At 69.8% G+C, this 25,309-nt stretch carries 26 protein-coding genes; 15 read left to right on the top strand and 11 right to left on the bottom strand.

What is annotated here, in order from left to right; translation table 11 throughout:
* On the top strand, nt 1–1,593 hold the full coding sequence (locus ACFO0C_RS15300) for a xylulokinase (protein WP_378067270.1): 1,593 nt from the start codon (nt 1–3) through the stop codon (nt 1,591–1,593).
* 156 nt (nt 1,594–1,749) lie between these two features.
* A complete protein-coding gene (locus tag ACFO0C_RS15295) occupies nt 1,750–4,113 on the top strand; it encodes an AAA family ATPase (RefSeq protein ID WP_378067269.1) in 2,364 nt (787 codons plus the stop codon).
* A gap of 10 nt (nt 4,114–4,123) precedes the next feature.
* Here the strand turns inward: ACFO0C_RS15295 and ACFO0C_RS15290 are convergent, their stop codons facing one another.
* On the bottom strand, nt 4,124–4,729 hold the full coding sequence (locus ACFO0C_RS15290) for a DNA-binding response regulator (RefSeq protein WP_378067268.1): 606 nt from the start codon (nt 4,727–4,729) through the stop codon (nt 4,124–4,126).
* A 239-nt stretch (nt 4,730–4,968) separates the two neighbouring features.
* On the opposite strand from ACFO0C_RS15290, the gene ACFO0C_RS15285 reads away from it, so the two are divergent.
* Together ACFO0C_RS15285 and ACFO0C_RS15280 are read left to right on the top strand one after the other, a co-directional pair.
* Nucleotides 4,969–5,217, top strand: a complete 249-nt coding sequence (locus tag ACFO0C_RS15285; RefSeq protein WP_378067267.1) for a hypothetical protein — start codon at nt 4,969–4,971, stop codon at nt 5,215–5,217.
* Between the two features lie 125 nt (nt 5,218–5,342).
* Nucleotides 5,343–6,590: a polyamine ABC transporter substrate-binding protein gene (locus ACFO0C_RS15280; protein ID WP_378067266.1), complete on the top strand. Its 1,248-nt coding sequence runs from the start codon at nt 5,343–5,345 to the stop codon at nt 6,588–6,590.
* A 43-nt stretch (nt 6,591–6,633) separates the two neighbouring features.
* On the opposite strand, the gene ACFO0C_RS15275 is transcribed toward ACFO0C_RS15280, so the two are convergent.
* Complete coding sequence (locus ACFO0C_RS15275) at nt 6,634–7,101, bottom strand: hypothetical protein (protein ID WP_378067265.1); 468 nt, start codon at nt 7,099–7,101, stop codon at nt 6,634–6,636.
* Nucleotides 7,102–7,253: 152 nt separating this feature from the next.
* On the opposite strand from ACFO0C_RS15275, the gene ACFO0C_RS15270 reads away from it, so the two are divergent.
* Nucleotides 7,254–7,742, top strand: coding sequence for a hypothetical protein (locus ACFO0C_RS15270; RefSeq protein WP_378067264.1), 489 nt, complete (start codon nt 7,254–7,256; stop codon nt 7,740–7,742).
* An 18-nt stretch (nt 7,743–7,760) separates the two neighbouring features.
* Nucleotides 7,761–7,946, top strand: a complete 186-nt coding sequence (locus tag ACFO0C_RS15265) for a hypothetical protein (protein ID WP_378067263.1) — start codon at nt 7,761–7,763, stop codon at nt 7,944–7,946.
* A 759-nt stretch (nt 7,947–8,705) separates the two neighbouring features.
* Here ACFO0C_RS15265 and ACFO0C_RS15260 read toward each other — a convergent pair.
* The 3 genes from ACFO0C_RS15260 to ACFO0C_RS15250 all read right to left on the bottom strand — a co-directional run bounded on the left by ACFO0C_RS15260 (nt 8,706) and on the right by ACFO0C_RS15250 (nt 10,423).
* Complete coding sequence (locus tag ACFO0C_RS15260) at nt 8,706–9,404, bottom strand: hypothetical protein (protein WP_378067262.1); 699 nt, start codon at nt 9,402–9,404, stop codon at nt 8,706–8,708.
* A gap of 24 nt (nt 9,405–9,428) precedes the next feature.
* The gene (locus tag ACFO0C_RS15255) at nt 9,429–9,767 is read right to left on the bottom strand and encodes a plasmid mobilization protein (protein ID WP_378067261.1); all 339 of its coding nucleotides are present in this window, start codon (nt 9,765–9,767) and stop codon (nt 9,429–9,431) included.
* A 134-nt stretch (nt 9,768–9,901) separates the two neighbouring features.
* On the bottom strand, nt 9,902–10,423 hold the full coding sequence (locus ACFO0C_RS15250; protein ID WP_378067260.1) for a DUF6817 domain-containing protein: 522 nt from the start codon (nt 10,421–10,423) through the stop codon (nt 9,902–9,904).
* Between the two features lie 142 nt (nt 10,424–10,565).
* On the opposite strand from ACFO0C_RS15250, the gene ACFO0C_RS15245 reads away from it, so the two are divergent.
* Nucleotides 10,566–10,907, top strand: coding sequence for a S24 family peptidase (locus tag ACFO0C_RS15245; protein ID WP_378067259.1), 342 nt, complete (start codon nt 10,566–10,568; stop codon nt 10,905–10,907).
* Here ACFO0C_RS15245 and ACFO0C_RS15240 read toward each other — a convergent pair.
* Nucleotides 10,844–11,359 (bottom strand): 2'-5' RNA ligase family protein, encoded by a 516-nt coding sequence (locus ACFO0C_RS15240; protein WP_378067258.1) that lies wholly within the window; start codon nt 11,357–11,359, stop codon nt 10,844–10,846. The two genes, ACFO0C_RS15245 and ACFO0C_RS15240, sit on opposite strands and share 64 nt — an antisense overlap.
* Nucleotides 11,360–11,446: 87 nt before the next feature.
* On the opposite strand from ACFO0C_RS15240, the gene ACFO0C_RS15235 reads away from it, so the two are divergent.
* The 3 genes from ACFO0C_RS15235 to ACFO0C_RS15225 all read left to right on the top strand — a co-directional run bounded on the left by ACFO0C_RS15235 (nt 11,447) and on the right by ACFO0C_RS15225 (nt 13,731).
* Nucleotides 11,447–11,920 carry a carboxymuconolactone decarboxylase family protein gene (locus ACFO0C_RS15235; RefSeq protein WP_378067257.1) on the top strand — a complete coding sequence of 158 codons (474 nt, stop codon included), beginning with the start codon at nt 11,447–11,449 and terminating at the stop codon, nt 11,918–11,920.
* The gene (gene sigJ, locus ACFO0C_RS15230) at nt 11,917–12,891 is read left to right on the top strand and encodes an RNA polymerase sigma factor SigJ (RefSeq protein ID WP_378067256.1); all 975 of its coding nucleotides are present in this window, start codon (nt 11,917–11,919) and stop codon (nt 12,889–12,891) included. Before ACFO0C_RS15235 ends, sigJ begins: the two co-directional genes overlap by 4 nt.
* A gap of 525 nt (nt 12,892–13,416) precedes the next feature.
* A complete protein-coding gene (locus tag ACFO0C_RS15225; protein ID WP_378067255.1) occupies nt 13,417–13,731 on the top strand; it encodes a hypothetical protein in 315 nt (104 codons plus the stop codon).
* On the opposite strand, the gene ACFO0C_RS15220 is transcribed toward ACFO0C_RS15225, so the two are convergent.
* Nucleotides 13,728–14,390 (bottom strand): DivIVA domain-containing protein, encoded by a 663-nt coding sequence (locus ACFO0C_RS15220; protein ID WP_378067254.1) that lies wholly within the window; start codon nt 14,388–14,390, stop codon nt 13,728–13,730. The genes ACFO0C_RS15225 and ACFO0C_RS15220 overlap by 4 nt on opposite strands.
* A gap of 19 nt (nt 14,391–14,409) precedes the next feature.
* On the bottom strand, nt 14,410–15,282 hold the full coding sequence (locus ACFO0C_RS15215; RefSeq protein WP_378067253.1) for an AbfB domain-containing protein: 873 nt from the start codon (nt 15,280–15,282) through the stop codon (nt 14,410–14,412).
* Between the two features lie 289 nt (nt 15,283–15,571).
* On the opposite strand from ACFO0C_RS15215, the gene ACFO0C_RS15210 reads away from it, so the two are divergent.
* A complete protein-coding gene (locus ACFO0C_RS15210; RefSeq protein WP_378067252.1) occupies nt 15,572–16,579 on the top strand; it encodes a LacI family DNA-binding transcriptional regulator in 1,008 nt (335 codons plus the stop codon).
* 180 nt (nt 16,580–16,759) lie between these two features.
* Here the strand turns inward: ACFO0C_RS15210 and ACFO0C_RS15205 are convergent, their stop codons facing one another.
* Nucleotides 16,760–17,458, bottom strand: a complete 699-nt coding sequence (locus ACFO0C_RS15205) for a DUF4184 family protein (RefSeq protein ID WP_378067251.1) — start codon at nt 17,456–17,458, stop codon at nt 16,760–16,762.
* Nucleotides 17,459–17,507: 49 nt separating this feature from the next.
* Here ACFO0C_RS15205 and ACFO0C_RS15200 point away from each other — a divergent pair, with 49 nt between their 5' ends.
* Both ACFO0C_RS15200 and ACFO0C_RS15195 read left to right on the top strand, forming a co-directional pair.
* Nucleotides 17,508–18,230, top strand: a complete 723-nt coding sequence (locus ACFO0C_RS15200; RefSeq protein ID WP_378067250.1) for a dienelactone hydrolase family protein — start codon at nt 17,508–17,510, stop codon at nt 18,228–18,230.
* 72 nt (nt 18,231–18,302) lie between these two features.
* Nucleotides 18,303–21,461 (top strand): penicillin acylase family protein, encoded by a 3,159-nt coding sequence (locus tag ACFO0C_RS15195; protein WP_378067249.1) that lies wholly within the window; start codon nt 18,303–18,305, stop codon nt 21,459–21,461.
* On the opposite strand, the gene ACFO0C_RS15190 is transcribed toward ACFO0C_RS15195, so the two are convergent.
* Nucleotides 21,458–21,820: a VOC family protein gene (locus ACFO0C_RS15190; RefSeq protein WP_378067248.1), complete on the bottom strand. Its 363-nt coding sequence runs from the start codon at nt 21,818–21,820 to the stop codon at nt 21,458–21,460. The genes ACFO0C_RS15195 and ACFO0C_RS15190 overlap by 4 nt on opposite strands.
* Before the next feature lie 37 nt (nt 21,821–21,857).
* Between ACFO0C_RS15190 and ACFO0C_RS15185 the strand changes: the two genes are divergently transcribed.
* Both ACFO0C_RS15185 and ACFO0C_RS15180 read left to right on the top strand, forming a co-directional pair.
* Complete coding sequence (locus tag ACFO0C_RS15185; RefSeq protein ID WP_378067247.1) at nt 21,858–22,862, top strand: helix-turn-helix transcriptional regulator; 1,005 nt, start codon at nt 21,858–21,860, stop codon at nt 22,860–22,862.
* Nucleotides 22,863–22,872: 10 nt separating this feature from the next.
* Nucleotides 22,873–23,889: a hypothetical protein gene (locus ACFO0C_RS15180; protein WP_378067246.1), complete on the top strand. Its 1,017-nt coding sequence runs from the start codon at nt 22,873–22,875 to the stop codon at nt 23,887–23,889.
* Between the two features lie 4 nt (nt 23,890–23,893).
* Here ACFO0C_RS15180 and ACFO0C_RS15175 read toward each other — a convergent pair whose 3' ends face one another.
* Nucleotides 23,894–25,288 (bottom strand): sensor domain-containing phosphodiesterase, encoded by a 1,395-nt coding sequence (locus ACFO0C_RS15175; protein WP_378067245.1) that lies wholly within the window; start codon nt 25,286–25,288, stop codon nt 23,894–23,896.
* Nucleotides 25,289–25,309 lie beyond the last annotated feature (21 nt).

The raw sequence follows: 25,309 nt of genomic DNA, 5'->3' as shown, positions 1-25,309 counted from the left end.
TTGACCATCGCGCCACAGGTCCTGGCGATCGACCTCGGTACGTCGGGGATGAAGGCCGCCCTCGTCGCGGCCGACGGCACGGTGACCGGCTGGGCCGAACGGCCGGTCCCGCTCGTGGTGCTGCCCGGCGGAGGTGCCGAGCAGGACCCGATCGCCTGGTGGGACGCGCTGGCCGAGGTCGTAGCCGACCTCGGCCGCACCTTCCCCGACCATCTGCGCGCGGTGACGACCGTCTGCTCGTCGACGCAGGGTGAGGGCACCATCGCGGTCGACGCCGACGGCAACCCGCTGACCAGGTGCATCAGCTGGCTCGACATGCGCGGGGCACCGCACCTGCGGAGGCAGTTCGGCGGGTTCCCGGCGTACCAGGGGATGTCGGTCCGCAACATCGCGCGCTGGCTGCGCCTGACGGGCGGTATGCCGTCGGTGACCGGAAAAGACCCGGCAGCGCACATGCTGCTCGTCCGCGACGACATGCCGGACGTGTACAGAAAGACCAGAACCTTCCTCAACGTCCTCGACTGGATCAATCTGAAGCTGACCGGCCGCACGGTGGCGACCGTCGACTCGATCCTGACCTCGTGGGTGACCGACAACCGGAAGGCCCCATCCATCCGGTACTCCCCCGCGCTGGTCTCCGCCAGTGGGATCGACGCCGACAAGCTCCCACCGATCGTGGCCTGCACCGAGGTGATCGGCACACTGGCCCCCCATGCTGCCGATCACCTCGGTCTCCCCCGGACGGTGCAGGTGGTCGCCGGGGCGATCGACAACACCGCGGCGGCGATCGGGGCGGGCACCATCCACGACAACGAGACTCACCTCTACCTGGGCACCTCGTCGTGGATCGCCGCGCACGTGCCGAAGAAGAAGACCGACGTCCTGACCGGTATCGCATCGATCCCGTGCGCGATCCCGGACCGCTATCTGATGACGGCGCTGCAGGCCACCGCGGGCGCGAACCTGACGTGGCTGCGCGACAAGATCGTCGAATACGACGACCCGATCGTCAGCGCCGGCCACGTCAGCCGGGACGAGGGCACCATCTTCGATGCCTTCGACAAGATCATCCCTTCGGTCCCGGCCGGCGCCAACGGCGTTCTTTACACCCCTTGGCTGTACGGCGAACGCGCGCCCGTGGACGACCCGAACCTGCGGGCCGCGTTCCTGAACATCTCCCTCGACACGACCCGCTCCGACCTGTTGCGGGCCGTCTTCGAGGGCGTAGCGTTGAACACGCGCTGGCTGGCCAAGGCGGTCGACAAGTTCCTCGGCACCCCGGTCCGCTCGATGGTGATCACCGGCGGCGCGGCACGGTCCGACTCGTGGTGCCAGATCTTCTCCGACGTGCTGGGCATCGAGATCCGCCGCGACGCCAACCCGGTGACGGTGAACGCCCGCGGCGCGGGTTGGATCGGCGCGGTCGGAGCCGGCCTGATCTCGTTCGACGACATTCCCGCCCTGACCCGCAACGACCACGTGTTCACACCGGGCGCCGACCACGCCCGTTACCTGGAGATCTACGACATCTACCAGGACCTGCACAAACGCCTGGCCCCGGTCTACCGCCGGCTCAACCGCCAGACCGCCTGAGGGGCTCGCAGCGACCCGGGGCGGGCGGCCGCCACCGCCCGCCCCGGGTTCCCTCGCACCACATCCGCGTGGCGCGGCGCAACGTCGGATCCATGACAGCAACGGCGGCTCCATCGCCGCTTCCCGGGCGAGCCCGTCGAAGGTGATGATGAGCCGGTGACGCCGAAGGAGTCCGTGCCGTCCGGCGGCCGTGTCATCAACCAGCACGAGCAGACCCGCCGGCTCAAGACCGCGCTGACCGACCGCGGGCCGGCCGTGATCATGGTGCACGGCGAGCCCGGCGTCGGAAAGACCCTCCTGGTGGAGGACGTCCTGAAGCGGCTCGGCCTGGACCGGAGCAATGGTCTTCGCCGCATCTCGTTGACGTCGCACGGCGAGTTCAGCGTCAAGTCGCTGCTGCATGCCATCGAGGGGACGTACGGCGACCGGCACTCGGGCCAGGACCTGCTGGGCCGCCTCGCCGTCCTCCTGGAGGACGCCGGCGCGGAGCCGCTCGTCGTGTGGGTCGACAACGCGCAGTCGCTCGTCGATCCGTCGCGCCACCACTTCCGGAATCTGAGCATCGAGGAAGCCCTCGTCCTCATCGCCGAGTCGTCGGCGCGCCCCGTCAAGGTCGTTCTGGCCCTGGCGAACGTCCCGGTCCGCAGCAGCGCGAACCGATGGCCGGCCGGCCTGATCAGCGTTCCGGTCCGCCAGCTGGAGCCGGAGCACTTCCGCCAATACCTGGACCGGCTGCGCAACACCGGCCCGATCGGGCTCGCGGACCTCGATCAGGCCCAGCTGTATCGGGTCCTGCGTGGCATCCCACGGCTCGCCGACCTGTTCTTCGCCGCGCTGCGCCTGTCGGGCAACCCGTCCACCGGCGCGACGGTGCTGGCACAGCTCGCCGACGAGAACCCGGACGACGTCGAGGCCGCGCTGGCCCAATGGATCGTCGGGAACCTGAGTCAGGATCTGCTGCGGGTCCTCGCCGCGCTGGTGGCTTTCGGCACGCCCGTACCCCTGAATCTGATCGTCGAACTGCTGAACGGCCCCGACACGGCCGCCTCTGTCTCCGCGGCGCTGGGTACGCTGCAGCGGGCCGGCATCGTCGCCACCTCCGCCGGCTCACCGTCCGGCCTGTTCCCGTCGGAGACCGTCCATCACGTTCTCCACGAGGCGGTCCGGAAGTCCGCCGACAACGATCCCCGGGGCCCGGGCCGGCTGTACCCACGCGCGGCCGGTCTTCTCCAGTATCTGCTCGGCCCGCCCGGCGACGCCCGATCGATCGAGGAACTCGCCCCGCACTTCGCGACGCTGAGAGCCTGGATCAACGCCCAGGACTGGAGGACCGCCTTCCAGGTGATCGACCAGATGCACACCGCCCTGGCCCGGTGGAACGCCACCGATCTGCTGATCCCGGACCGGGTGAGCGTCACCAGCAGATTGCCGAGCTCACACGACGAGATGCGCAACGCGAACTCCCTCGGCTCGCTCTATCTGGCGCGCGGGCAGAGCGCGGAGGCACGCCGGGCCTACCAACGGGCGCGGATCGAGGCGGGCAGGACGAACGATCAGGTGCCGGGCCTCAGCCGCATCTACCTGAACATGGCGAACCTGCATTGGCAGGACAATGACATCCGCGGGTCACACCGCTACTTCCGGGACGCGTTCGCGCTGGCCGACGAGAGCGGCATCCTGTCGGACCACATGCTGGCCCTGGCCGGGCTGGCGGACTGCAGCCGGTACTGGGGCGACCACCCCGCGGCCATCCAGCAGGGCGAGGAGGCCTTGAGCATCGCCCGGTACGAGCAGGCGCCGGAGCTCGTGCGGATCGCCGTCCGCCTGGCCCGGTGGTACTCGGAGCTGAAGCGGATGCCCGAGGCGGCCGCCCGGCTCGACGACGCGATCGACTACACCCGCCGCTTCGCGGAGGATCGCCCGCTGTTGCTGGCCCAGCGCCTGGACGCCCAGGCCGACCTGGCCCTGGACCGGGGAAATCATGACACGGCCGTGGAACTGGCCGAGCGGGCCGTGGCTACGGGGCTGGACCTCTACGACGCGGCCACGGTCCTCCAGGCCCGGACCACACTCGGCTGGGCCTACCTCAGTCGCGGCCGGTTCGCGGAAGCGGCCGGGCCCATCGCCGGCGCGATGCGGTACCGCCGGGAGGGTCACGCGCTGATCGTGCTCGCGATGAGCGCGGTGATCGACCTCCGGCGCCGGCGGACGAGCCGCGCCCGCGACAGTTTCGACGCCCTGCGGACACAGTCCTCGAACCGCTGGGCGAACGACGACCGCGACTACGCCGCCGCGGAGTTCGAGGGGCTGGCGCTCGCGGGTGAGCATGCGATCCGGGGGTCGTCGCTGCGGGCCGCTGTGGAAGCGTTCGGGCGCGCCCGAGCCGCGGTGCCGGCGCCGGCGCCGCGGCTCCTCGACCGGCTCCAGTACCTGCTCGGGCTGCTCGCTCCGGACCTCGAGCCGGACGATCGGGACCTGCTGCTGGCCGCCGCCGCGGGCGCCCGGTCGCACACGGTGTAGGGGACGCCGGCTACAGCAATCCCCGATCCTTGGCCTTGATCAGGGCCTCGACCTTGCTGCCGGCACCGAGCTCCTGATAGACCGCCCGCAGCAGGCGGAACATGGCCCGTTCCGAATAGCCGGAACGGCCGGCGAGATCGGCGACGGTGCTCCCCGCCGCGAGGGCCCGCAACCAGGCCGTCTGCTCCTTTGACACCGCTGTGGCGGGTGCGGGGTCGGTGAACCGGCCGGCCGCCAGCGCCGTCACGACAGCGGTGGGCAGCACCGACTGCCCTTCCAGGGTCGCCGTGACGACCCGTGCCAGCAGGCGGGCCGGCGCGGCACGGGAGACGACCGACGTGGCGCCGGCCCGGACCGCGCGGACGCCCAGCACGTCCACGTCGGTGTCGAGCACGGCTATCACCGGATGCCCGCGCTCGTCCTCGCGCAGCCGCCGCAGGAGCGCCCAGTCGCCGTCGTGCAGGACGGTCAACAGGATCAGCGCCCGCGGGGTCGCCCGCGCCCAGGCCATCAGGTCGGCGGGTGCACGGACCGCATATCCCTCCTCGGCGAGGGTCATCGAGGCGCCGTGACGGAACATCGGCAGGGGGTCGACGACCGCCACCTCGACCGTCACCCACGGCACCTTTCATCGACACCCGGAAGATCGGTGTCAGGGTAATCCGGAAACCCGGAACTGCTGGGCGCCCGTACCTCGTGGGCAGTGGACCGCCAGGAAGGTGTCAGGGTGCTGCCCGAAGCAGTCCTGGACCGGCAGCCGAATCGTTCATAGCGTCAGGTCGGCCCCATGGTCCACCTCATCGGCGGCCCATCTCATCGGCGGTCCACTTCATCGGCGCGTACACGGAGGATCCGATGGTCCAGGAAGGCGACATGCAGCCGCGTGAGTCGGCCGAGATCCCCGCCGCCGCCATGCGAGTGCTCGGACCCTGCGTGGCCCCTCCGACCGCCGCTCTTCATGACGCCATCGCCGACAAGCTCAAGGGCTGGTCCAACTCACCGGACGCCGTCCTCCGCGCCCTGGAGACGAAGTACCCGGAGATCCGGATCGAGCACATCAACTACGTGCTCCGCGAGCGCTCCGGAGCCGGCCGGGCCCGCTGAGCGCGCCCGGCCGATCGACTCATCAAGATCAACTGACCGGCGCCGCCCGCAGGCCTTGTTACCGATGAGTTAACCACCGTGGTGCGCCTACCGTTCATGATCAGGATCTACCTGATCGGAGTCTGATGTTCCAGCCCACCGCCACCGACCCCACCCTGCTCCGCGGCCTCACCCGGCGACGCCTGGGGCGCCGTGACGCACTGCGGATCGGCGGGCTGTCCGCGGTGGGCGCCGCCCTCGCCGCCTGCGGCGTGCAGGGCACCGGCCGGCCGCAGGAGCTCACCACCTCCGAGATGGCCACCTTCTGGGACGGCAAGTCGCAGAACGGGCACGTCGACTTCGCGAACTGGCCGCTCTACATGGACCCGTCGAAGCCGGAACTGGCCCGGTTCACCGCCAGGACCGGCATCACGGTGAACTACCAGGAGGTCATCCAGGAGATGGGCCCCTGGTTCGCCAAGATCCAGCCGCAGCTGTCGGCCAAGGAACCGATCGACTTCGACCTCATGGTGATCACCAACGGCATCCAGTTCGGCCAGTTCCGCGCGGCCGGATTCCTCGCGCCGCTGGACCACACGCGGCTGCCGAACTTCACCAAGAACGCCGCCGCCAAGTACACCCGCGAGGCGTTCGACCCCGCGAACGTGTTCAGCGTGCCGTGGGCGTCCGGGATCACCGGCATCGCCTACGACCCGGCCAGGGTCAAGCGGCCGATCACCAAGCTCGCCGACCTGTGGGACCCGGAGTTCAAGGGCAAGGTCGGCATGATGTCCGACGTCACCGAACTCGCGAACTTCGGCCTCCTCGCGGCCGGCCTCAAGCCCGCCGACTCCGGCCAGGCCGAATGGGCCGAGGCCGCCGCGAAGCTCCAGCAGCAGAAGGACGCCGGCCTGGTCCGCAATTATTACGAGCAGGATTACCTGGACGCCCTCGGCAAGGGCGAGATCTGGATCTCCCAGGCCTGGTCCGGCGACATCTTCCAGAAGAACATCAGCGACGGTACGAACCTCGAGTTCGTGATCCCGCAAGAGGGCGGCACGATCTGGACGGACAATTTCGCCATCCCGATCACGGCCGCCAATCCGGTCGACGCCCTGATGCTCATCGACTTCTTCTACGAGATCGAGAACGCCGCCTCACTGGCCGAGTACATCAACTACGTCTGCCCGGTCCCCGCCGCCCGGGACCGGATCCGCAAGGACGCCGCCAAGCTGTCCGGCGACGACCGCAAGACGATGATGCAGGTCGCCGAGAGCTCTCTGGTCTTCCCGAGCGACGCCGACTACGACCGCCTGCACTACTACGTCGGTTTCGACACCGCCGAGGAGCAGAAGGAGTTCACCGCCACCTTCGAGCCGATCGTCCTGACCTGAGCCGGCCCTCTCGGTCCCGTCGGCTCAATGGCACCATCCACCGTCAGTCGAGGGGTATCACCTTGCCGGCCTGACCTTCGCCCGGCGGAATCCTCGAGGTCGCCAATCCCGCCAGGATCACTTTCTTGTTGAGCGCGACGATACGGTTGCTGGCCGCCACGTCCTCCACATGCGCGGCGAGTTCCACGAGGCTGCGGTTGAGCTCGGCGGCCAGCCCGATTACGACGTCGGCGCTGGTGCGCACACCATCACCAGCCACCCTGTGCAAGGCTTGCACCTTGCGCATCGTGAAGGCAGCCACCGCCACCGGGTCAGTGATCTCGGCCACAACCTCCGGATCATCCACTGTGGCCAGGGCGAAGGTGAACCGGTCCGCGGGGTGAAAGTGAGCTTTGAGGAGCTGGAACAGCTCCTCGGTCACCTTCCGGAGTTCGAGCAGCTCACGGGGCTTGGATACCAACGAGACCTCCGTATCACCGGCGGGTGAGTGCCGCTCGTCGGGCGCTGCCACACCGTCCAGTCGAGACGGTCAGCCAGTGCGGCGCCCTCCGTGGCCTCTCGGTGACCTTACCCAGAAAACGGCGAGCAAGTGCATCCAGCCGGTTCCTGTCGTACGACGAACGTATGATGTAGTACAAAGTCATACGCGAAGGGGTGGAGATCATGGGTGCACGCGATTCCTCTCCCTCGGCCGGCGCCGAAGACACCAGCCTCGCCGCCGAGACCAGCACACCCTCGGGCAAGCACGCCGAGACCCGATCGGCCCGCGCTTCCCAGGACGGCACTGCCGCATCCCACTCGGCCCCGGCCAGCGGCAACAAAGGCGCCCGGACGCCCCGGAGCCGCAAGCCCGAGACCGGCACGACGCAGGCCGCGCCGCCCAAAAAGCCTGGGAAGCCCTTCTCTGGCGCACGGTCCGCAAACCCGACCGAGCCGACCAGCGCACCGCCGAAGTCGGCCGAACGCGAGCCGGCTCCGGCGGTCCGCCAGCCGAAGGCCCAGGTGGACCGCTGGAACCGGGCGCCGCAGAACGACCTCGACTTCGAGGACAGGCACGTCATCCGCGCCACCGACAACCCGGAGACCGCGCAGCACTACGCTGCGCTGCGCAAGGATCAGCGCAGGGACGCCTGGCAGCGCCTGCTCATGTGACTCGTCGCGTTCCTCATGGTGACGGGCACGTACATCGCCGGGGTCTGGCTGCTGATGAGCCAGTTCCCGGAGCTCACTCCGAACGAGGTTGTCAAGATCGTCAGCGTTCCGTTCGCCACGGTCGGCGTCGGTGCCGGCACCGCCTGGACCGGTCGGACGATCCACCAGGCCTATGTTCGCCGGCGTGACTCCAAGGCGGTCTGACCCCCATCGCTTCGCCGAGCCGCCGTGCGCCTCACGAGCGGCTCGGCGAGCAATCCGCCGATGAATCCGACGAGGGCGGTGACCACACCAACGACCACCGCCGCCCGCCGGGCGGACGCGAGACTGCCGACCAGCGCACCCGCCGCAAGCGCGATCAGCACCACGCCGGCGAATGTGGCGGCGACGACCACGACGTTCAACCTACGTGACGGCTCTCGTGGAGGCGGAGCGACAACGTCGCCTGCTCGCCGCTCAGTGTCTGTCGGAGTGTGACTGTCGACGGCCTCGTCGGGCGTCTTCGCGGTGTCGTGAGCCGATGCGTTCATGGTTTCCGACGTTCCTTCCTCGCCTCGTTCGAATCTGGGCAGCGGATGTACCCCCGTGGTCGGCACCCCGCACGATTCCGCCCGAACGCGAAGTCGCTGGGCGGCCGTGGATCGGCATGCCTTCGCTGGCGCCTGAGCTACGTGGCCTGTCAAGATCTGACGGAACTTGACTCATCGAATTGATCGCCACCTCACGTGACGGACGGCTCCTACCTTCAGTCAACACCGTGAATGCCGTTTCGGCAATCGGATTGACGCCTCGAAAGTGGCGCGCATTACGCAAATGGCGGAAGGCGAACTCGTTCACCGAAACGGATATGGCGGGGTGTCACCCGTCAGGTGACACCCCGCCATATCCTCAACTCCAGCGAATAGCTACGGGCTCATCGGTCACGGCATCGCAATCATGCACCCACGGGACTGCGTACCACGGTCACCCCGACCGCCCTGATCCCACCAGCACGGTTGATGTCGCAGGTACAGAACCATCGGCAGGTTCCGCGAGCAAGCACGGAGACGATTCGCTCAACTCGTCATCGCCGCCCGGCATCGAATGATCAGGAATCCTCTGCCGATCATCATCGAGTGGCCGGATTGGCCGCCGGCGAACCTCCCGGAAAATGCTCCGATCCGATCTGCCTGCCGCACGGACGCGATGGCCGTGAACTCCACGAACCCGACCAGGCCACCATCTGTCCCGGACAGCGAAATAGCTCAGGAATGCTGCCGCCAAGGCGACCAACGCGGTTCCGGTCAGAACAAGGATCGAGGCAGATATCGACACCAGCAATAGTGAACCGCCAACCATTACTATCACTGCATGCCGGCGACCGGCATCCCGTTCCTCAAGCGGCGCTCCTGGTTCGCCGGTGTCCGGTAGTTGTCGGATCACTGCGCGCTCGACCTCATCGTCGTGGAGGAAATCGGCGGCCGGATGCAGGACGTTGTCCACCTGCCAGTTCGCGAACAGTACTCGAGCCGCCTCGTCGGTTATGGCGCCCTCGGGCTCGTCGGCAAGCGCGACCACATCGCCGCTCTGCGACGCGGCGGCCTCCCGGGCCATCCGCGCATCGGCCAGCCGGCAGGCATCATCAATGGCCGCCTGCCGCAAGTTGTTGCTGCGCGGACTCATCCGAGGACCTCCGTTACGCCGCCGTCAGTCCGCGGAATCGCCGCGACTGGGGCTACTGGCGGTGACGATCTGATGGATCAACTCGCTGGTGCGCTCGTCGCGTTCCCTGGCGTACCGTTCGGCAAACTTCTCGATGCCGCCACCACGCTCGATAATCGACCGGGCGACGTCAAGGGCACTGGATCGAACATATGCGGAGAGACTCTCACCCTGACGGTTCGCCACCAGGTCGAGCACGAGGCGCTCCTGTGGGGTCACGCGGAAAGTGATCACCGAGACCCGCTCGCCTGCTTCCAGAAACCTCCTCGCCGCACGCTCATCAGCTGCGGCAACGGCGGCGTCTCGGTCTTCTCCGGCGGTCACGGCCCCTCCTCCCCCGGCCTCATGAGCCTAGGTATTACTCGAAGCATACGTCATACAAAGCGAATACCGCAGCAGTGATCGACACGGCACTGCGTCAGCAAGCCACCACCAGTAGTACCCGCCGCCGTCCCCGTTCAGTGCGCGAAGAGGCGCCGGACCTCGGTGGAAACCGCCGGCGAGGTGATCGGTGACCAGGCCTCGAACAGCTCGGCGAAGTACTCCCGACGCCCGGCCAACAGGCCCGGATCGTGCTCCAGGACGTCGAGTTCGTTGACGATGCTCAAATCCACGAACGGCGTCACCTGCCAGTCCGCGAGCCGCACCACCGACCCGGTGAACCTGTCGCTGATCCGATGCGTCTCCGTCAGATCCGGCCATGACAGCGACCGGTCACAGGCGGCATAGAGATACACGAGCTCCTCCGCGTTCGGACCGATCAACTCACGCAGTGTGTCCCGCTCCTGCCAGAACAGAAGCGCCAGATCGAACCCGTCAGTCCCGTAGGCGGCATGCGTCAGCCCCGCCGCCTGCACGTCGAAGTCGTGGCCGATGGCGGCCAGCCGATCCCGGACCCGGCACAGGTGGGCGTAGAGCGTGCCGCCCGGGTGCTGGATCGTCTCGGTGCCACGCTCACGCAGCCATGCCTCGACACTCATCTCCCGAATGTACGAGCATGATCAACGATCCGCCGCCCCGGAGCGTGCCGACCACACCACCCAGTGCTTCCCGCCCTGCTCAGGTGCCCTGCGCGGGATATCGATTGCCCTCATGCCGGACGTACTGGCAGCGTCCGCGGGCATGGGAGCAATGGACGCGGTGGCCGCCCGGGTCGCCGCCGGTGACACCGTCGATTTCCGGCCGCGCGGCGGTTCGATGGTTCCGCTGATCCGCAGCGGTGATCTGGTGACCGTGGCGCCGGTGGTCGCGGCACGGGTCGAGACCGGCGACATCGTGCTCGTCCGGGTCGCTGGGACGACGTACCTGCATCTGGTCGCGGCCGTCGATCATGAACGGCAGCGGGTGCAGATCAGCAACAACCGGGGCAGGGTGAACGGCTGGACCAGCCACGCCCGCGTCTACGGCATCTGCGTCGCAGTGGCGGGGCGGCCCCGCCCCCGTACGGCCGGCAAGTCGCCGTAGTCGGTGACCGTTCGCGTCACGGTGTCGTAGGACCGTATCGCGACGGCCTCGCCGAACGAATCGGGGATCCCGGCGAGCAGGGCCAGCGCGTCCGCCCGCTGGTCGTCCGGCAGGTTGAGGGCGAGACTCACGTGCGGCGCCCACACCTCCGGCGCATGCAGCGGATTCGTGGCGTCGAGCGACGTCCACACCTCGGCGTGGAGGTCCCGCAGCTCCGGTGAGTCGGCGGAGCGGGCCAGGGCCCGGCCGAGCATGCACGCCGGGCCGAGCCGGACCGGAACCGGCAGGCGCAGCACGGGCAGGGACTCCAGCGAGGCGGCGACAGCCAGCGTGATGTGGGGCCGGTTGCTGGGATGCCGGTGGTTGTCGAGGCTCCGCAGACCGGCGACGCGCAGGATCTTCCACAACTCGCGGACGGCCCTGTCAAGGGTGTCGTCAAGCACAAGTTCCACCGTCCGCATGGCCTCCGATGGTGTCACAGATCCGCGGACCGTTCTGTCTTAGAGGGCGAGTAACGAAACACGACTGAGGAGTTCGCCATGGAAGCTCGTCTCGACCTGTTCGGCAACCCGGTCGCCGGGAAGATCCTGAAGCACTTCACCGCGGCCGGCAAGGCGGTCAAGGATGCCGGGCTGCCGGAGTCGACACGTGAGCTGGTGCTGTTGCGGGCCAGTCAGATCAACGGGTGCGGTTTCTGCGTCGACATGCACACCAAGGACGCCGCACACGCCGGCGAGACCGCGCAACGTCTGCACCTGGTCGCGGCGTGGCGGGAGGCGACGGTGTTCACCGACGCCGAGCGGGCCGCGCTGGAGTTGACCGAGCACGGCACCCGGATCGCCGACGCGGCCGGCGGTGTGCCCGACGAGGTGTGGGCGAACGCGGCGAAGCACTACGACGAGAACCAGCTGACCGCGTTGGTCGCGTCGATCGCGACGATCAACGCGTTCAACCGGTTCAACGTGATCGTGCAGCAGCCGGCGGGCTGGTACCAGCCTGGTCAGTTCGCGTGACGTCTTCCGACGAGACGGCGGCGGCCGGCTACCGGCCGCTGCTGTTCTCCATCGCGTACGGCATGACCGGCTCGGTCGGTGACGCCGAGGACATCGTGCAGGACGCCATGCTCGGCCTGGTCAAGGCACAGACGGCGGGTACGGCGGTCGCGAACGTGAAGGCGTATCTCACGACCGCCGTGACCCGGCTGGGCATCAACCACCTGGGCTCGGCGCGGGTGCGGCGGGAGACGTACGTCGGCGCGTGGCTGCCGGAGCCGCTGGTCGTGCCGGCCGGCGGTCCGGGTCCGGCGGAGCACGCCGAACTGGCCGATTCGCTGTCGATGGCGTTCCTGGTGCTGCTGGAGGCGTTGTCGCCGGTCGAGCGGGCGGTGTTCATGCTGCGGGAGGTGTTCGGTTACGGCTATCCGGAGGTCGCCGGTCTGGTCGGCCGTTCGGAGGCGAACTGCCGGCAGATCTTCGCCCGCGCCCGGCAGCGGATCCACGCCGGCGCCCCGAAGCCGGACGGCACCCCGGCCCGCCAGGCGGAGGCGGCGGCGCTCGCCGAGCGTTTCTTCGCGGCCGCGGCGGGCGGCGACATCGACGCGTTGCTGGAGATGCTCGCCCCGGACGTCGTCCTGGTCGGTGACGGCGGCGGCAAGGCGCAGGCGCTGGCGGTCCCACCAACCGGCGGCCCGGCGGTGGCACGCTTCATCACGGGCCTGTTCCGACGTTTCGGCCGGATCGGCATCGCACTGCGCCCGGCGTGGGTGAACGGCCGCCCCGGCGCGATCTTCCACGACGCCGCGGACCGGGTGGTGGCGGTGATGTCCCTCGACGTGATCAACGGCCGGATCGAGGCGGCGCGGTCCGTGGTCAACCCCGACAAGCTGGGCCATCTCGGCGAGGTCTCCGACCTGGGCCTAATTCATAAACCAGACCATATGGTACGGCCAGAGCAGCCCACACCCACAGCCCACCCAGTCCCGTAGCCCCCACGCGGCACGACGGCGGCTCACGACCGCAGCGCGCCCGCCGGGCCGAATGCGACAGTCACCGTTACCCCGCCAACCCCGACACCGTGACCGGCAGCACGCACCCAGACGAACGCACGCAAACCCATGATCGTGATCGCTCATCCTCGCCATGGAGACTTCCGCAGTGTTGCCGCTGACCTGTCGTCAAGTCGCCCGTTTGCGGCGTCGCGTCCGCTGGCGTGTTGTAAGAGTTCGATCGGCGCTGATCGAGCCCGTCATGCTGACAATTCGGGAGGATGGTCCGTTTTGCATCCTTATTGTCCGTCTCGCCTCGACTCGGAGCGGGTTCACCCAGCGCGGGTCAGTGCGCACGATCACGGTTCGTGTGCGCTGGTGGTCACCATGGCGAGGGTGGGCGACCCCGATCAGCGGATGGGGTGCGTTCATCGTCGCTATGGCGGCGGTGAGGTCACCCGTTGGCGTTCTGAGTGCTCTCGTCGTTGTGTGGCCCGCCCGTTTCCACGGCCCTTGACAGCGCAAATGCCCGCGGCCGGTTCCGGCAGGCGCGCCGAACCGGGCCGGGGCCGGGACCGGGACCGGGACCAGGACCGGGACCAGGGCCGGGACCGGGACCGGGACCAGGGCCGGGACCGGGACCAGGGCCGGGACCGGGACCAGGGCCGGGACCGGGACCAGGGCCGGGACCGGGACCAGGGCCGGGACCGGGACCAGGGCCGGGACCGGGACCGGGACCAAGGCCGGGGCCGGGGCCGGGACCGGGACCGGGACCAAGGCCGGGACCAAGGCCGAGGCCGGGACCAGGGCCGGGGCCGAACCTCGGCGGCGTGCGCCTAGCCCAGGTCGTGCAAGCGGTCCTCGATGAGGGCGCGCATGCCCGCATGCCGGTCGAGCAGGACGTCGGTCAAGCGGGCGATCTCGGCCAACGCCGCCTCCCGTTCGTCGGCCAGGCCGTTGATGGCCACGGCGTGCTGGTGGCGGGCGTCGCTGTCGATGGTGGCCGCCAGCAGCTGGGCGTCGCTGGTCACCTGGTCGGCCTTGGCACGGGCGGTGTCGAGCAGCGCCCGCGCCTTGGTCTCGGCCTCCCTCAGGTGATCATCGGCGTGCCGCCGGGCCACCGCGACCACCCGGTCGGCGCCGTCGGCCGGGCGCTGGCCGCCGGCGGTGGCGGGGCGCTGCTCCTCACGGGCGCGGGCGAGTTCGACACCGAGGGCGCGGGTCTGCTGTTCGGCACGCAGCTGTTCGGCGCGGAGGCGTTCGAGTTCCGCGGCGAGAGCTGCCGCCTCCCGGTCCAGCTGGTCGGTGTCCTCATGGCCGGGGCCGCCGGAGGGGCGCCGGAGACGGTCGCGGAGGGCGCGGTTCTGGCCGACGAGGCGGGTGAAGGCCCGTTCGGCGACGCCGAGGAACGCGTCGACCTCGTCTCTGTCGTAGCCGCGTTCACCCGGGAGGGGGTCGCGGAACTCCATGTTGTGGATGTCCGCCGGGGTGAGGGGCATGGTTCGGTTCCGTTTCGGTTCAGATCGGGGGCAGCGCCCGGAACACGGTCGCCTGGGTGGCCGCCGACTGCACGAGCCGGATCAGGCCGTCGGTGTGGACGAGGTGGTGGCCGGGGTAGTTCACGGAGCGCAGCGCGAACCCGCCGCCGGTCGCGACCGGGCAGAACGTGGCGTCGTTGAGGTAGAGCGTGGTGGCGTCGGCCCGTTCCAGCAGCAGCACGTAGTTGCGGTGCCGCAGGTAGAAGCCGGGGTGCTCGGCCGATTCGAAGGAGACGCAGCCGGCGTCGGCCAGCCCGCGCCGCACCTGGAAGCGGGAGCTGAGCGCGTCGGCGGCGCCGACGGCCTCGACCCGGGCGACGAAGTCACGGTTACGGACCCGATGACCGGACAGGCCGACAAGACCGATGCCCACGGTACGGCCGACGGTGAACACCGGGTCGGGCGCGGGCGACGTCGTGGTGGACCGGCTCGGGGTGGCCGTACCCCGGGTGGCCGGTTTGACGCTCCCGCCGCGGACCTTGCGGATGTCCGGGCTGGCCACGGCATCGCCGGTCGGTGCGGGTGGCAGCACGGAGACCGGTGGTGAGGCCGGGTCGAGGGTCCACGACGGTGTGGGCGGAAGCGCGAACTCGGGTCGCGGTTCCGGCTCACCGCCGAACACGACGACGGCGGCGATGCCGTAGCCGAGTACGGCGACGGCGGTGGCACCGGCGAGTACCGCCAGGGGGCGGCGGGATCGCCGGGGTGACGGCCCGGCGGGCTGTCCGGGCTGCGGTGACCGGCCGGGTGTGCCCGGCCAGGGCGCGCTGCTGGCATGCTCCGATCCGCCGGGCGCGTACGGCGGGATCCATCCGCCGACGCGCAGGGTTTCGGAGTTGTCGGCCTTCGTCATCTTGGTGTGGGGCTCCTGGTCACGACAAAGGTCTCACGGTGGGGGCGCAACGTGTCCCTGACAACGTTGTCAAGGGAGTGAACGTGAGTGACCCATCGTTGTCAACAGATTGTTTCGGGCAGTTTCGTTACGAATGGTCAGAGCCGTGTCCCGATGCCCGGGCGCCGCTGACATCGTTGTCCCGGTTCGGGGGTGCGTTTACGCTGTACCCCGGCCCTGACCATGGCGTACGAGGAGCAGTGTGGCACCCGATCGGACGTCCGGAGGGCGGGGTGGCGGCCGGCCGACGATGAACGACGTCGCGAAGATCGCCCGGGTGAGCCTCAAGACGGTGTCGCGTGTCGTCAACAACGAGGAGAACGTCTCCCCCGTCCTGGTGGCGCAGGTGCGCAGTGCGATCGCGCTGCTCAACTACAGCCCGGACATCGGCGCGAGCACGCTGCGGCGCAGTGACCGCAGGACCGAGATGATCGCGCTGCTGCTCAAGGATGTCGGCAACCCGTTCTTCGCGACGCTGCACCGGGCGGTGGACGACGAGGCCCGGGCCCGCGGGGTGCAGGTGATCACCGGGAGTCTGGACGAGTGCTCGCGGCGGGAGCGGGAGCTGGCACGGGCGATCACGATGCGCCGGGCGGACGGTCTGATCATGGCGACGGTCAGCGCCGACCAGAGCTATCTGGCCTCGGAGCTGCGCGTGGACACGCCGGTGGTGTTCGTGGACCGCCCTGGTCACGGGTTTCCGGGTGACACGGTGCTGGCCACCAACGTGCTCGGGGCGACCGAGGCGACCCGGCATCTGATCGCGCACGGGCACCGGCGGATCGCCTGCCTCAGCGATCACGTACGGATCCCGACGGCCCGGCTGCGGCAGGACGGTTACCGGGCCGGGCTGCGGGAGGCGGGGATCGAGCCGGAGGAGCGGCTGGTCGTCACGGATCTGAGTTCCGAGGCGCTGGCCGAGAGCCGGGTGCTGGAGTTGTTCCACCGGCCGGATCCGCCGACCGCCCTGTTCACGGCCCAGAACGCGGTGACCGTGGGCGCGGTGCGGGCACTGCGTCACCTCGGGCTCCAGCACCGGGTGGCGCTGGTCGGTTTCGACGACTTCCCGCTGGCCGATCTGCTGGAGCCGGCGATCACGGTGGTCGCCCAGGATCCGGCGCTGATGGGTCGTACCGCTGCTCAGGCGTTGTTCCGGCGGATCGACGGCGACACCGCCCCGCCGGCCGAGCACCTGATCCCGACGACGCTGATCCGCCGCGGTTCGGGCGAGCTGCGCCCGGACGACGCCCCCGGCTGACCACACGGGCCTCCCGCTGCGGGCCGGCGTCACGCACGAGGAGAAGCGACTGCGTCACCCGCCACGAAAAGCGGCGGCGTCACGCACGAGGACAAACGACCGCCTCACCCGCCACGAAAAGCGGCGGCGTCACGCACGAGGACAAACGACCGCGTCACCCGCCACGAAAAGCGGCCGGCGTCAGGCGGGACCGGGCGAGGGTGTGCGGTGACGTGAGCCGGCAACCGCGGCGGCGGCGAGGAGCCCGACCGAGAGGGCGGTGATCACCCGTACCCCGGTGGTGTGGGGAAGGAAGGCGGCCGGGAGGAACGGGGTCACCGCGAGCAGGGGGATCGCGACCGCTGCCGCGACGGACCAGAAGCGGACCGGGTCGGGTGCGCGGTGCGGTGGTTCGCCGTGCCAGCGCAGCAGCAGGCGACGCCGGCCGATGACGGCCATGATCGCGGCCATGGCCGCGAGGCCGACGAGGTGCGCGGGGTACTCGATCGCCGGGAACCACGCTTCGAGCCCGTCGAGGACCAGGTGGCTGGCCGCGCCGATGACGGCCGAGAGCACGGTGATCCACCAGCGGTGCCCGGAGTCGTGCAGCGCCCCGTAGTCGCGCAGCGCGAACGGTCCTCCGGCGGGCAGGTGGGCAGCGATCACCGGGGCCGCACGACGGACCATGAGGCAGCCCAGCAGGGTGACCGGCAGGCAGAAAATGATCAGCCCGTGCAGCTGGTGGGAGAGCGGCCAGACCGGGAGTCCGCTGCCGTCGACCAGGTAGGCGACGTCCGGTGAGGCCGCGCCCAGGGCGAGGGCGACGCCGTCGAACCAGCGGGGCCGCCACAGTTTGAGCGGCAGGATTCCGGCGGGGTGGGTGGGAAATGTACTCGGCACCGCCCGCACGATAGCCAACGGCGCCCACCGGGCACTTAGGGTGCTGATCATGAAATTGCGTGAAGAAGAGGTACGGGTGGGCGACATCCGGACGATCGTGATCCGGCCCGCCGGTGACCGGACGTGGCCGGGGCTGCTGCTTTACACCGACATCTTCCAGTTGACCGAGTCGACGTTGCGTACCGCGCGGCGGCTGGCGGCGGACGGTTTCGTGGTGGTGGTGCCGGAGATCTATCCGCACGGCGAGCTGGCCGGGGTGGCGTTGGAGTTCGACGACGCCGGCAAGCAGCGGGGTCTGGCCGGGGCGGCGGCGACCACGACGGCGGCGTTCGATGCCGACCGGACCACGGTGCTGGACTATCTGGCCGCCCGCCCGGACGTGTCGGAATTGTTCGTGACCGGGTTCTGCATCGGCGGTCATCTGGCGTTCCGGGCCGCTTTCGATCAGCGGGTGAAGGCGACTGTCTGCTTCTACCCGACCGGTCTGCACAACGGCGCGCTGGGAGCCGACGCGGACGCCGGCTCCCTGGAAGCGGCGGCCGGCATCCGGGGCCGGTTGCTGATCGTCTTCGGCAGTCAGGATCCGCACGTGCCGGCCGAGGCGCGGCTGGACATCCTGCGGCGGTTGTACGCGGCGGGACTGACCGATCTGGAGTTGCACGTCTACACCGGAGGCGAGCACGCGTTCATGCGGGACGTGGGCCCGCGTCACGATCCGGCGCTCACCGATCGGGCACTGATCGAGGCAGTCGCCTTCTTCCGCGAAACCTAGATTTCACATTCTTCGATGTCCTAACATTCTGAGAAAGTTTCGCGTCTTCTGGCGTACCCGAAGGGACCCCCCATGCGCCGACGCCTTTCTCTGTCCTTCGCCGCCTTCCTTCTGATCCCCGCGGCCGTCGCCGCGGTCGGCCCCCAGCCGGCCGCGGCGGCCTATGCCACCAACGACTACTGCCTCGGCGAGTGCTCCGACATCCTGCCGCCCGGGCAGAACGGTGACGCCGACCTCGCCGCGATCCTGGCCCATCAGGTGTTCGGCACCATGCCGGCCAACTCCGACAACCAGCTCGCGCCGTACGCGAACCTCACCTACAGCTACACCGGCCTGACCCCAGGCCAGATCAACACGTTCTTCAACGACGCCTCCTACGGGGTCGCCGCGGCCAACGTGGCGAGCACGATCACCCCGCGCTCGGACGTGACGATCGTGCGCGACAAGCAGCTCGGCATCCCGCACGTCACCGGCACCACCCGCGCCGGGACGATGTTCGGCGCCGGCTATGCGGGCGCGCAGGACCGGCTGTTCCTGATGGACCTGATGCGTCACGTCGCCCGCGGCAGCCTGACGAGTTTCGCCGGCGGCGCCGAGGGCAACCGCGACCTGGAGCAGAGCGTCTGGCGCAACTCCCCCTACACCGAGACGGACCTGCAGAACCAGATCAACACCCTGCGGGCCTCCGGTACGCGTGGATCGCAGCTCTACGACGACGTGCAGCAGTACCTCGCCGGCATCAACAAGTACATCGACGACTGCATGGCCGCCCGTGACTGTCCCGGCGAGTACGTGCTGACGGGTCACCTGGACTCGGTGACGAACGTGGGTGGCCCGGTCGACTTCGTCGCCACCGACCTGATCGCGATCGCCGGTGTGATCGGTGGCCTGTTCGGCGGCGGTGGTGGCAACGAGATGCAGTCGGCACTCGTGCGGATCGCGGCCCGCGCCAAGTACGGCACCGCGATCGGTGACCAGGTGTGGCAGCAGTTCCGGTCGCAGAACGACGCGGACGCGGTGCTCACGCTGCATGCGGGGCAGTCTTTCCCGTACGGCGGCGGTGATCCGAATGCCACCGGAGTGGCGATGCCGGACGCCGGAACGGCGACCCCCGAACCGCTGGTCTATGACAAGACCGGCTCGGCGGCCACCGGGACGACCGGGACCAGCGCCATCGCCGACTCGCTGAGCACGCTGACGATCGACAGCGCGCACCAGGGCATGTCGAACGCCGCGGTGGTCAACGCGGCGAACTCGGCCACCGGCCACCCGGTCGCCGTCTTCGGCCCGCAGACCGGGTACTTCGCCCCGCAGCTGCTGATGCTGCAGGAACTGCAGGGCCCGGGGATCAGCAGCCGCGGCGTCGCGTTCAGCGGCCTCAACCTGTACACGCTGCTGGGCCGCGGCCCGGACTACGCGTGGAGCGCCACCTCGTCGGTGCAGGACATCACCGACACCTACGCGATCCGGCTCTGCAACGCCGACGGCAGCACCCCGACCACGGCGTCGACGAGTTACCTGTGGCACGGCACGTGCACCGCGATGGAGACGCTGAGCCGCACCAACTCGTGGGCGCCGACCACGGCCGACTCCACCGCGGCCGGCTCCTACCGGCTGACCGTGCTGCGCACCAACTACGGTCTGGTCACCTGGCGCGGCAAGGTCGGCGGCGTGCCGGTGGCCTTCGCGGCGAAGAGGTCGACCTATGGTCACGAGGCCGATTCGGCGATCGGTTTCCAGATGTTCAACGAGCCCGATCAGATGGGTACGGCCACCGCGTTCCAGAACTCGGCGGCGAACATCGCGTTCGCCTTCAACTGGTTCTACGTGAACTCGGCCGACACCGCGATGTTCACCTCCGGCACCGAGCCGATCCGCCCGGCCACGGCCGACCCGAACCTGCCGACCTGGGGTGACGCCGCGCAGGAGTGGACCGGGGTACGCCCGGCCAGTGCCCACGTGCAGGCGGTCAACCAGGACTACTTCGTCAGCTGGAACAACAAGCAGGCGGCCGGCTACTCGGCGGCCGACGGCAACTTCAGCTTCGGGTCGGTGCACCGCGGTGACCTGCTCGACGCGCCGCTCAAGGCCGGGATCGCGGCCGGCACGAAGTACGACCGGGCCAGCCTGCTCAAGGTCGTGCAGCAGGCCGGGCTGACCGACCTGCGCGGCAAGGAGGTGCTACCCAGCCTGCTCCGGATGATCGACACCGCCACGGTCACCGACTCCACCCAGGCCGCCGCCGTCGCCAAGCTGCGCACCTGGCTGGCCAACGGCGCGGTGCGCAAGGAGACGGCGTCGGGCAGCAAGGTGTACGCCGACGCCGACGCCATCCGGATCTTCGACGCGTGGTGGCCGAGGCTGGTGGCGGCCCAGTTCCAGAGCGGGCTCGGCACCGGGCTGTACACGGCGCTGGTCGACACGCTGCAGATCAACGAGTCGCCGTCGGGCGGGCAGACCGGGCAGGTGTCGACGCTGCCGCACTCGGCGAACGCAGCGCAGGGACACAAGGGCAGTTCGTTCCAGTACGGCTGGTGGGGCTGGGTCGAGAAGGACCTGCGGGCCGTCCTGGGTGACAGCGTGCCCGGCTGGTCCACGAAGTACTGCGGCTCCGGAACCGTCAGCACCTGCCGCGGTGCGCTGCTGACCAGCCTGTCCGCGGCGATCGCCGAGCCGGCGGCCACCACCTACCCGGCCGACGACCACTGCGCGGCCGGTAACCAGTGGTGTGCCGACGCGATCCTGCAGAGCCCGCTCGGCGGCATCACCCACGACCTGATCTCGTGGCAGAACCGGCCCACCTACCAGCAGGTGGTGTCGTTCCCGGCCAAGCGCGGCGACAACATCGCCAACCTGGCGGCGGGGCGGACGGTCACGGCGTCGGGCAGCCAGTCGGGCAACGCGGCGTCCAACGCGGTCGACGGCAACATGACGACCCGGTGGGCCAGCGAGTGGGCGGACGGGCAGTGGATCCGGATCGACCTGGGCTCGTCGACCGCGGTGGGGCGGGTCCGGGTGTTCTGGGAGTCGGCGTACGCGTCGGCGTACAAGATAGAGACCTCGGCGAACGGGATCACCTGGACCCAGGTCGCCTCCGTCACCGGAGGTGACGGAGGCGAGGACAACGTCGCGCTCACCGCGAGCACGGCACGCTACGTCCGGCTGACCGGGGTCACCCGCGCCACCCAGTACGGCCTGTCCACCTACGAGATCGAGGTGTACAGCCGCTAGCTCATCACGGAGATGCAGAACGGGTGGCCGGCCGGGTCGAGCAGGACCCGCCAGCGATCCGGCTGCGGCTGGAAGTCCGGCTTGGTGGCACCGATACCGAGCACCGCCGCCTCGCCGGCTTCCAGGTCTTCGACACTCAGCTCCAGATGCGCCTGCTTCGGCACGTCTCCGTCCGGCCAGGTCGGTGGCACGTACTTGTCGATCTTCACGAAGCCGAGACCGTTGCCGGGACCGCCCAGGAAGACGAACTCGTCGCTGGTGTAGCTGACCTCCAAGCCGAGCAGCTCGGTGTAGAAATCGGCGAGCGCGGCCGGGTCGTCGCAGTCCAGCGAGAATCCGGCATAGCTGGCGATTGCCATGGTGGTGCTCCTTTCGTCACCACCAACCCTGTCAGGCATGACTGACATCCTGTGGCAGTCTTCTGGAATGCGTGCCAGCCGTCTCCTGTCCGTGGTCCTGCTCCTCCAGGACCGTGGACGGCTCACCGCCCAGCAGATCGCCGACGAACTGGGCGTCTCGGTACGCACCGTCTACCGCGACATCGAGGCGCTCGGCACGGCCGGTGTGCCGGTCTACGGCGAGCTCGGCGCCAACGGCGGCTACCAGCTGGTCGACGGCTACCGGACCCGGCTCACCGGGCTCACCCCGCAGGAGGCCGGGACGATCTTCCTGGCCGGGGTGCCGGACGCGGCCGCCGAACTCGGGCTCGGCGCGGTGCTCACCACCGCCGAGCTCAAACTGCGGGCGGCGCTCCCGGCCCGGCTCGCCCGGCACGTCGACGAGGTCCGCGACCGGTTCCACCTCGACCCGGCCGGCTGGTTCCGGGAGACCGAGACCCACCCACACCTCGCCGCGCTGGCCGGAGCCGTGTGGAACCGCCGGCGGGCCCGGATGCGATACCTGCGCTGGCGTGAGCCCCGTGAGGTGGACCGGGAGATCGAGCCGCTGGGGATCGTACTCAAAGCGGGGGTCTGGTATTTCCTCGCCCGGGTCGACGCGGAGATCCGCACCTATCGGGTCGCGACCATCCTCGACCTGACCGTGCTCGACGAGACGTTCGAGCGGCCCGACGGATTCGACCTGGCCGCGACGTGGGCGCAGTGGGCCGCCGACTTCGAGCGGCGGCTGCACCGCACCGAGGCCACGGTGCGGCTCTCCCCCGCCGGGCTCGACCGGATCCCGTACCTGATGACCCGGGCCATGGCCCGCAACGTCCGCGACGCCGTCGGCGAACCCGGCGAGGACGGCTGGACCACCGTCACCCTGCCGATCGAGTCGGTGAGGCACGCCCACGCCGACTTCCTGCGCCTCGGCGAGGACATCGAGGTCCTCGGCCCGCCCGAGCTGCGCGACCTGATGCGCGCCAGCATCACCGCGATGGCCCGCCTCTACCGGTGCTAACGTGCCCGCCATGCCGATCAAGCCCGTGCGTGGTGGACCACCGATCCCCGTCGACAGCCCCGCCGACGTCGCCGTGCTGATCGAGCACCTGGCCCGCGGCGACCGGGAGCCGGAGTGGCTCGGCGACCACTTCGCCTACCTGGCCGGCACCCGGCCGGAGTGGTTCCGGCCATATCAGGAGCAGGTCGTCGACGGGCTGCTCGACCGGTTCTCGGTGGCGCTCGAGGACCAGTGCCAGTTGTTCGCCGGAGCGCCGGACAGCTGCGTGGAGACGCTCGCCCGGCGTCTGCGCGACCGGCGCGACTTCGACGACGCCTCGGCCCTGGCGGCGATCGGCACGCCCGCCGCCCTCACCGCGGTCGCCGAGGACGTGCGCAACGGCGGCGACCGGGAGCTCTACGACGATTCCGGCTTCTGGATCCCGCCCACCGGGCCCGCGCAGCCGCGGTTCAGCCCGCAACGCCGCGCCGTGTTCCTAGAGCTCGGCGACTTCCCGGACGCCGATCATCCGGTCGGGCTGCCGGTGGACCGGGTGGTCGCCGACCCGGCGTCGAGCCCGGTCGTGTGGCACTACCTGTCACTGCGGCTCGCCGGCGTCCCGGGGCTGCCGTCGTGGCCGGCCGAGCGCGCCCATCTGGTCGCACCGGCGGCCACCTACGAGTGGACGATGTTCGCCGGGGCCGGCGCCGACGGCCGCTACCACGGTGAACAGGTCGTCCACGACGGCGAGCCGGACGACTTCACCGACGCGCCGGAGTTCGGCCTCGGGCGGGTGGTGCTGCGCCCGTACGGGCCGGACCTCGTCTACACCAACCTGCACGTGCATCTCACGCCCGGGCTGGTCGGTACGGCCGGGGGCCCGCCGATCGGCCTGTACCCGAACCCGTCCTGCCCGTCGTGCAAGCGCCTGATGTTCCACGTGCTCACGGTGACGAACACGGTCCGGGAGTACGGCCACGGCCCGCGCAGCCTCTACCTGTGCGAGGACTGCCACACCGTCGCCGTGACCGCCACCAACTGGAACTGAACCGTCACGCGGCCTCGGCGGCGACCGGCGGCGCCAGCTCCATCAACGGCTCGACGGCCGGGCGGGCCAGGTAGTAGCCCTGCGCGTGGCAGATCTGGTTCTCGGTGAGAGCCGCCAGCTCCCCCGAGGTCTCCACGCCCTCGGCGATCACCACCATGCCCAGCGAGACGGCGAAGTTGGCCATCGCACCGATCAGCGCGAACCGGGCCGGGTCCAGGTCGTTGTCGGCGATGATGCTGCGGTCCAGCTTGATGATGTCCGGGCGCAGCCGCAGGATGTGCTGCATCGAGGCGTAACCGGCACCCGCGTCGTCGACGGCGAGGCGCGCCCCCATCGCCCGGATCCGGTCCAGGACGTCGGCGACCCTGCTGTAGTCGTCGATGGCGGTGTGCTCGGTCACCTCGACCACCACACGCGAGGCCTGGTCACCGAGGCCGGACAGCATGGCGAGCAGCCGCGGGTCGGTGAGGGTCTGCGCGGACAGGTTGATCGACAGGTAGCCGTGCGCCGGCAGTTCCGGCAGGCGGCGGCAGGCCAGGTCGATGGCGTGCAGCTCCAGGTCGATGCCGAGATCGACCTCCCAGGCCTCGGCGAACCACAGGTCCGGTGTCCGTTTCGGCTCGGCGTTGAACCGGGCGAGCGCCTCCATCCCGGCGATCCGCCGGCCGTCGATGTCGACGATCGGCTGGAGCACGACATACATCGCCTCGGGGTCCTCGAGAGCCTGCGCGATGCGGGCCCGGGCCTCGGCGTACCGGCGCTGCTCCTGCTCCTGCGCGGTGAGCGCGACGGTCTCGGCCGTGACGTCGGCGGTGAAGCCGCGGTAGCCGACGGTGCGCCCGGAGTCGTCGAAGATCGGCGCGACGGTGGTGCTCAGGTGCCGGACCGTGCCGTCGGTGTGCCGGGTCGCGGTCGTCAGGTCGTGGCGGCCGCCCGGGTCGACGGTCGGGTGGCCCGACGCCGCGTCGCTGAGCAGTTCACACACGACACGGCCGATGACGTCGTTGGACCGGTGACCCAGCAGCGCGTGCACACCCTGGCTGGAGTTCGTCAGCCGCATGTCGGCGTCGGTCTGCCAGATCCAGCCGTGCGCGTTGTCGACGGTGTCCTGCAGCGCCTGCACCGCGTCGCGTTCGCGGACGGTGAGCTTCCGCTCCAGCCGCACCAGGCGGCGGGTCACCACCGCCGCGTACGGCAGGCCGGCCAGGCCGACCATGCCGAGCCACTCGTCGGGTTCCGGGACCTCGCCGGCGTTGACCGCGTCGAACCAGTCCCAGAGGTACGACACCAGCGCGATCGCCATACTCACGGCGAGCACCACGACAGCGGACGAGATGACGCGACGAGTGTGCAGTATGTCGTCGTTCGCCACCTGGCGGGGCTGGGCCTGGTCAGTCACATGCTGATGGTCGGCACACGA

Source organism: Actinoplanes subglobosus (assembly GCF_042650585.1).
GTDB classification, from domain to species: domain Bacteria; phylum Actinomycetota; class Actinomycetes; order Mycobacteriales; family Micromonosporaceae; genus Actinoplanes; species Actinoplanes subglobosus.
The sequence above is the reverse complement of the archived record's forward strand: the minus strand, read 5'-3'. Positions and strand labels throughout refer to the sequence as shown.

What these genes read in the sequence shown, in the direction of transcription:
- ACFO0C_RS15285 (WP_378067267.1), top strand. Translation starts at nt 4,969, where the DNA reads ATGGTCCAGGAAGGCGACATGCAGCCGCGTGAGTCGGCCGAGATCCCC.
- ACFO0C_RS15280 (WP_378067266.1), top strand. Translation starts at nt 5,343, where the DNA reads ATGTTCCAGCCCACCGCCACCGACCCCACCCTGCTCCGCGGCCTCACC.
- ACFO0C_RS15270 (WP_378067264.1), top strand. Translation starts at nt 7,254, where the DNA reads ATGGGTGCACGCGATTCCTCTCCCTCGGCCGGCGCCGAAGACACCAGC.
- ACFO0C_RS15260 (WP_378067262.1), bottom strand. Translation starts at nt 9,404, where the DNA reads ATGAGTCCGCGCAGCAACAACTTGCGGCAGGCGGCCATTGATGATGCC.
- ACFO0C_RS15250 (WP_378067260.1), bottom strand. Translation starts at nt 10,423, where the DNA reads ATGAGTGTCGAGGCATGGCTGCGTGAGCGTGGCACCGAGACGATCCAG.
- ACFO0C_RS15245 (WP_378067259.1), top strand. Translation starts at nt 10,566, where the DNA reads ATGGGAGCAATGGACGCGGTGGCCGCCCGGGTCGCCGCCGGTGACACC.
- ACFO0C_RS15235 (WP_378067257.1), top strand. Translation starts at nt 11,447, where the DNA reads ATGGAAGCTCGTCTCGACCTGTTCGGCAACCCGGTCGCCGGGAAGATC.
- ACFO0C_RS15225 (WP_378067255.1), top strand. Translation starts at nt 13,417, where the DNA reads ATGCCCGCGGCCGGTTCCGGCAGGCGCGCCGAACCGGGCCGGGGCCGG.
- ACFO0C_RS15220 (WP_378067254.1), bottom strand. Translation starts at nt 14,390, where the DNA reads ATGCCCCTCACCCCGGCGGACATCCACAACATGGAGTTCCGCGACCCC.
- ACFO0C_RS15215 (WP_378067253.1), bottom strand. Translation starts at nt 15,282, where the DNA reads ATGACGAAGGCCGACAACTCCGAAACCCTGCGCGTCGGCGGATGGATC.
- ACFO0C_RS15210 (WP_378067252.1), top strand. Translation starts at nt 15,572, where the DNA reads ATGAACGACGTCGCGAAGATCGCCCGGGTGAGCCTCAAGACGGTGTCG.
- ACFO0C_RS15200 (WP_378067250.1), top strand. Translation starts at nt 17,508, where the DNA reads ATGAAATTGCGTGAAGAAGAGGTACGGGTGGGCGACATCCGGACGATC.
- ACFO0C_RS15195 (WP_378067249.1), top strand. Translation starts at nt 18,303, where the DNA reads ATGCGCCGACGCCTTTCTCTGTCCTTCGCCGCCTTCCTTCTGATCCCC.
- ACFO0C_RS15190 (WP_378067248.1), bottom strand. Translation starts at nt 21,820, where the DNA reads ATGGCAATCGCCAGCTATGCCGGATTCTCGCTGGACTGCGACGACCCG.
- ACFO0C_RS15185 (WP_378067247.1), top strand. Translation starts at nt 21,858, where the DNA reads ATGACTGACATCCTGTGGCAGTCTTCTGGAATGCGTGCCAGCCGTCTC.
- ACFO0C_RS15180 (WP_378067246.1), top strand. Translation starts at nt 22,873, where the DNA reads ATGCCGATCAAGCCCGTGCGTGGTGGACCACCGATCCCCGTCGACAGC.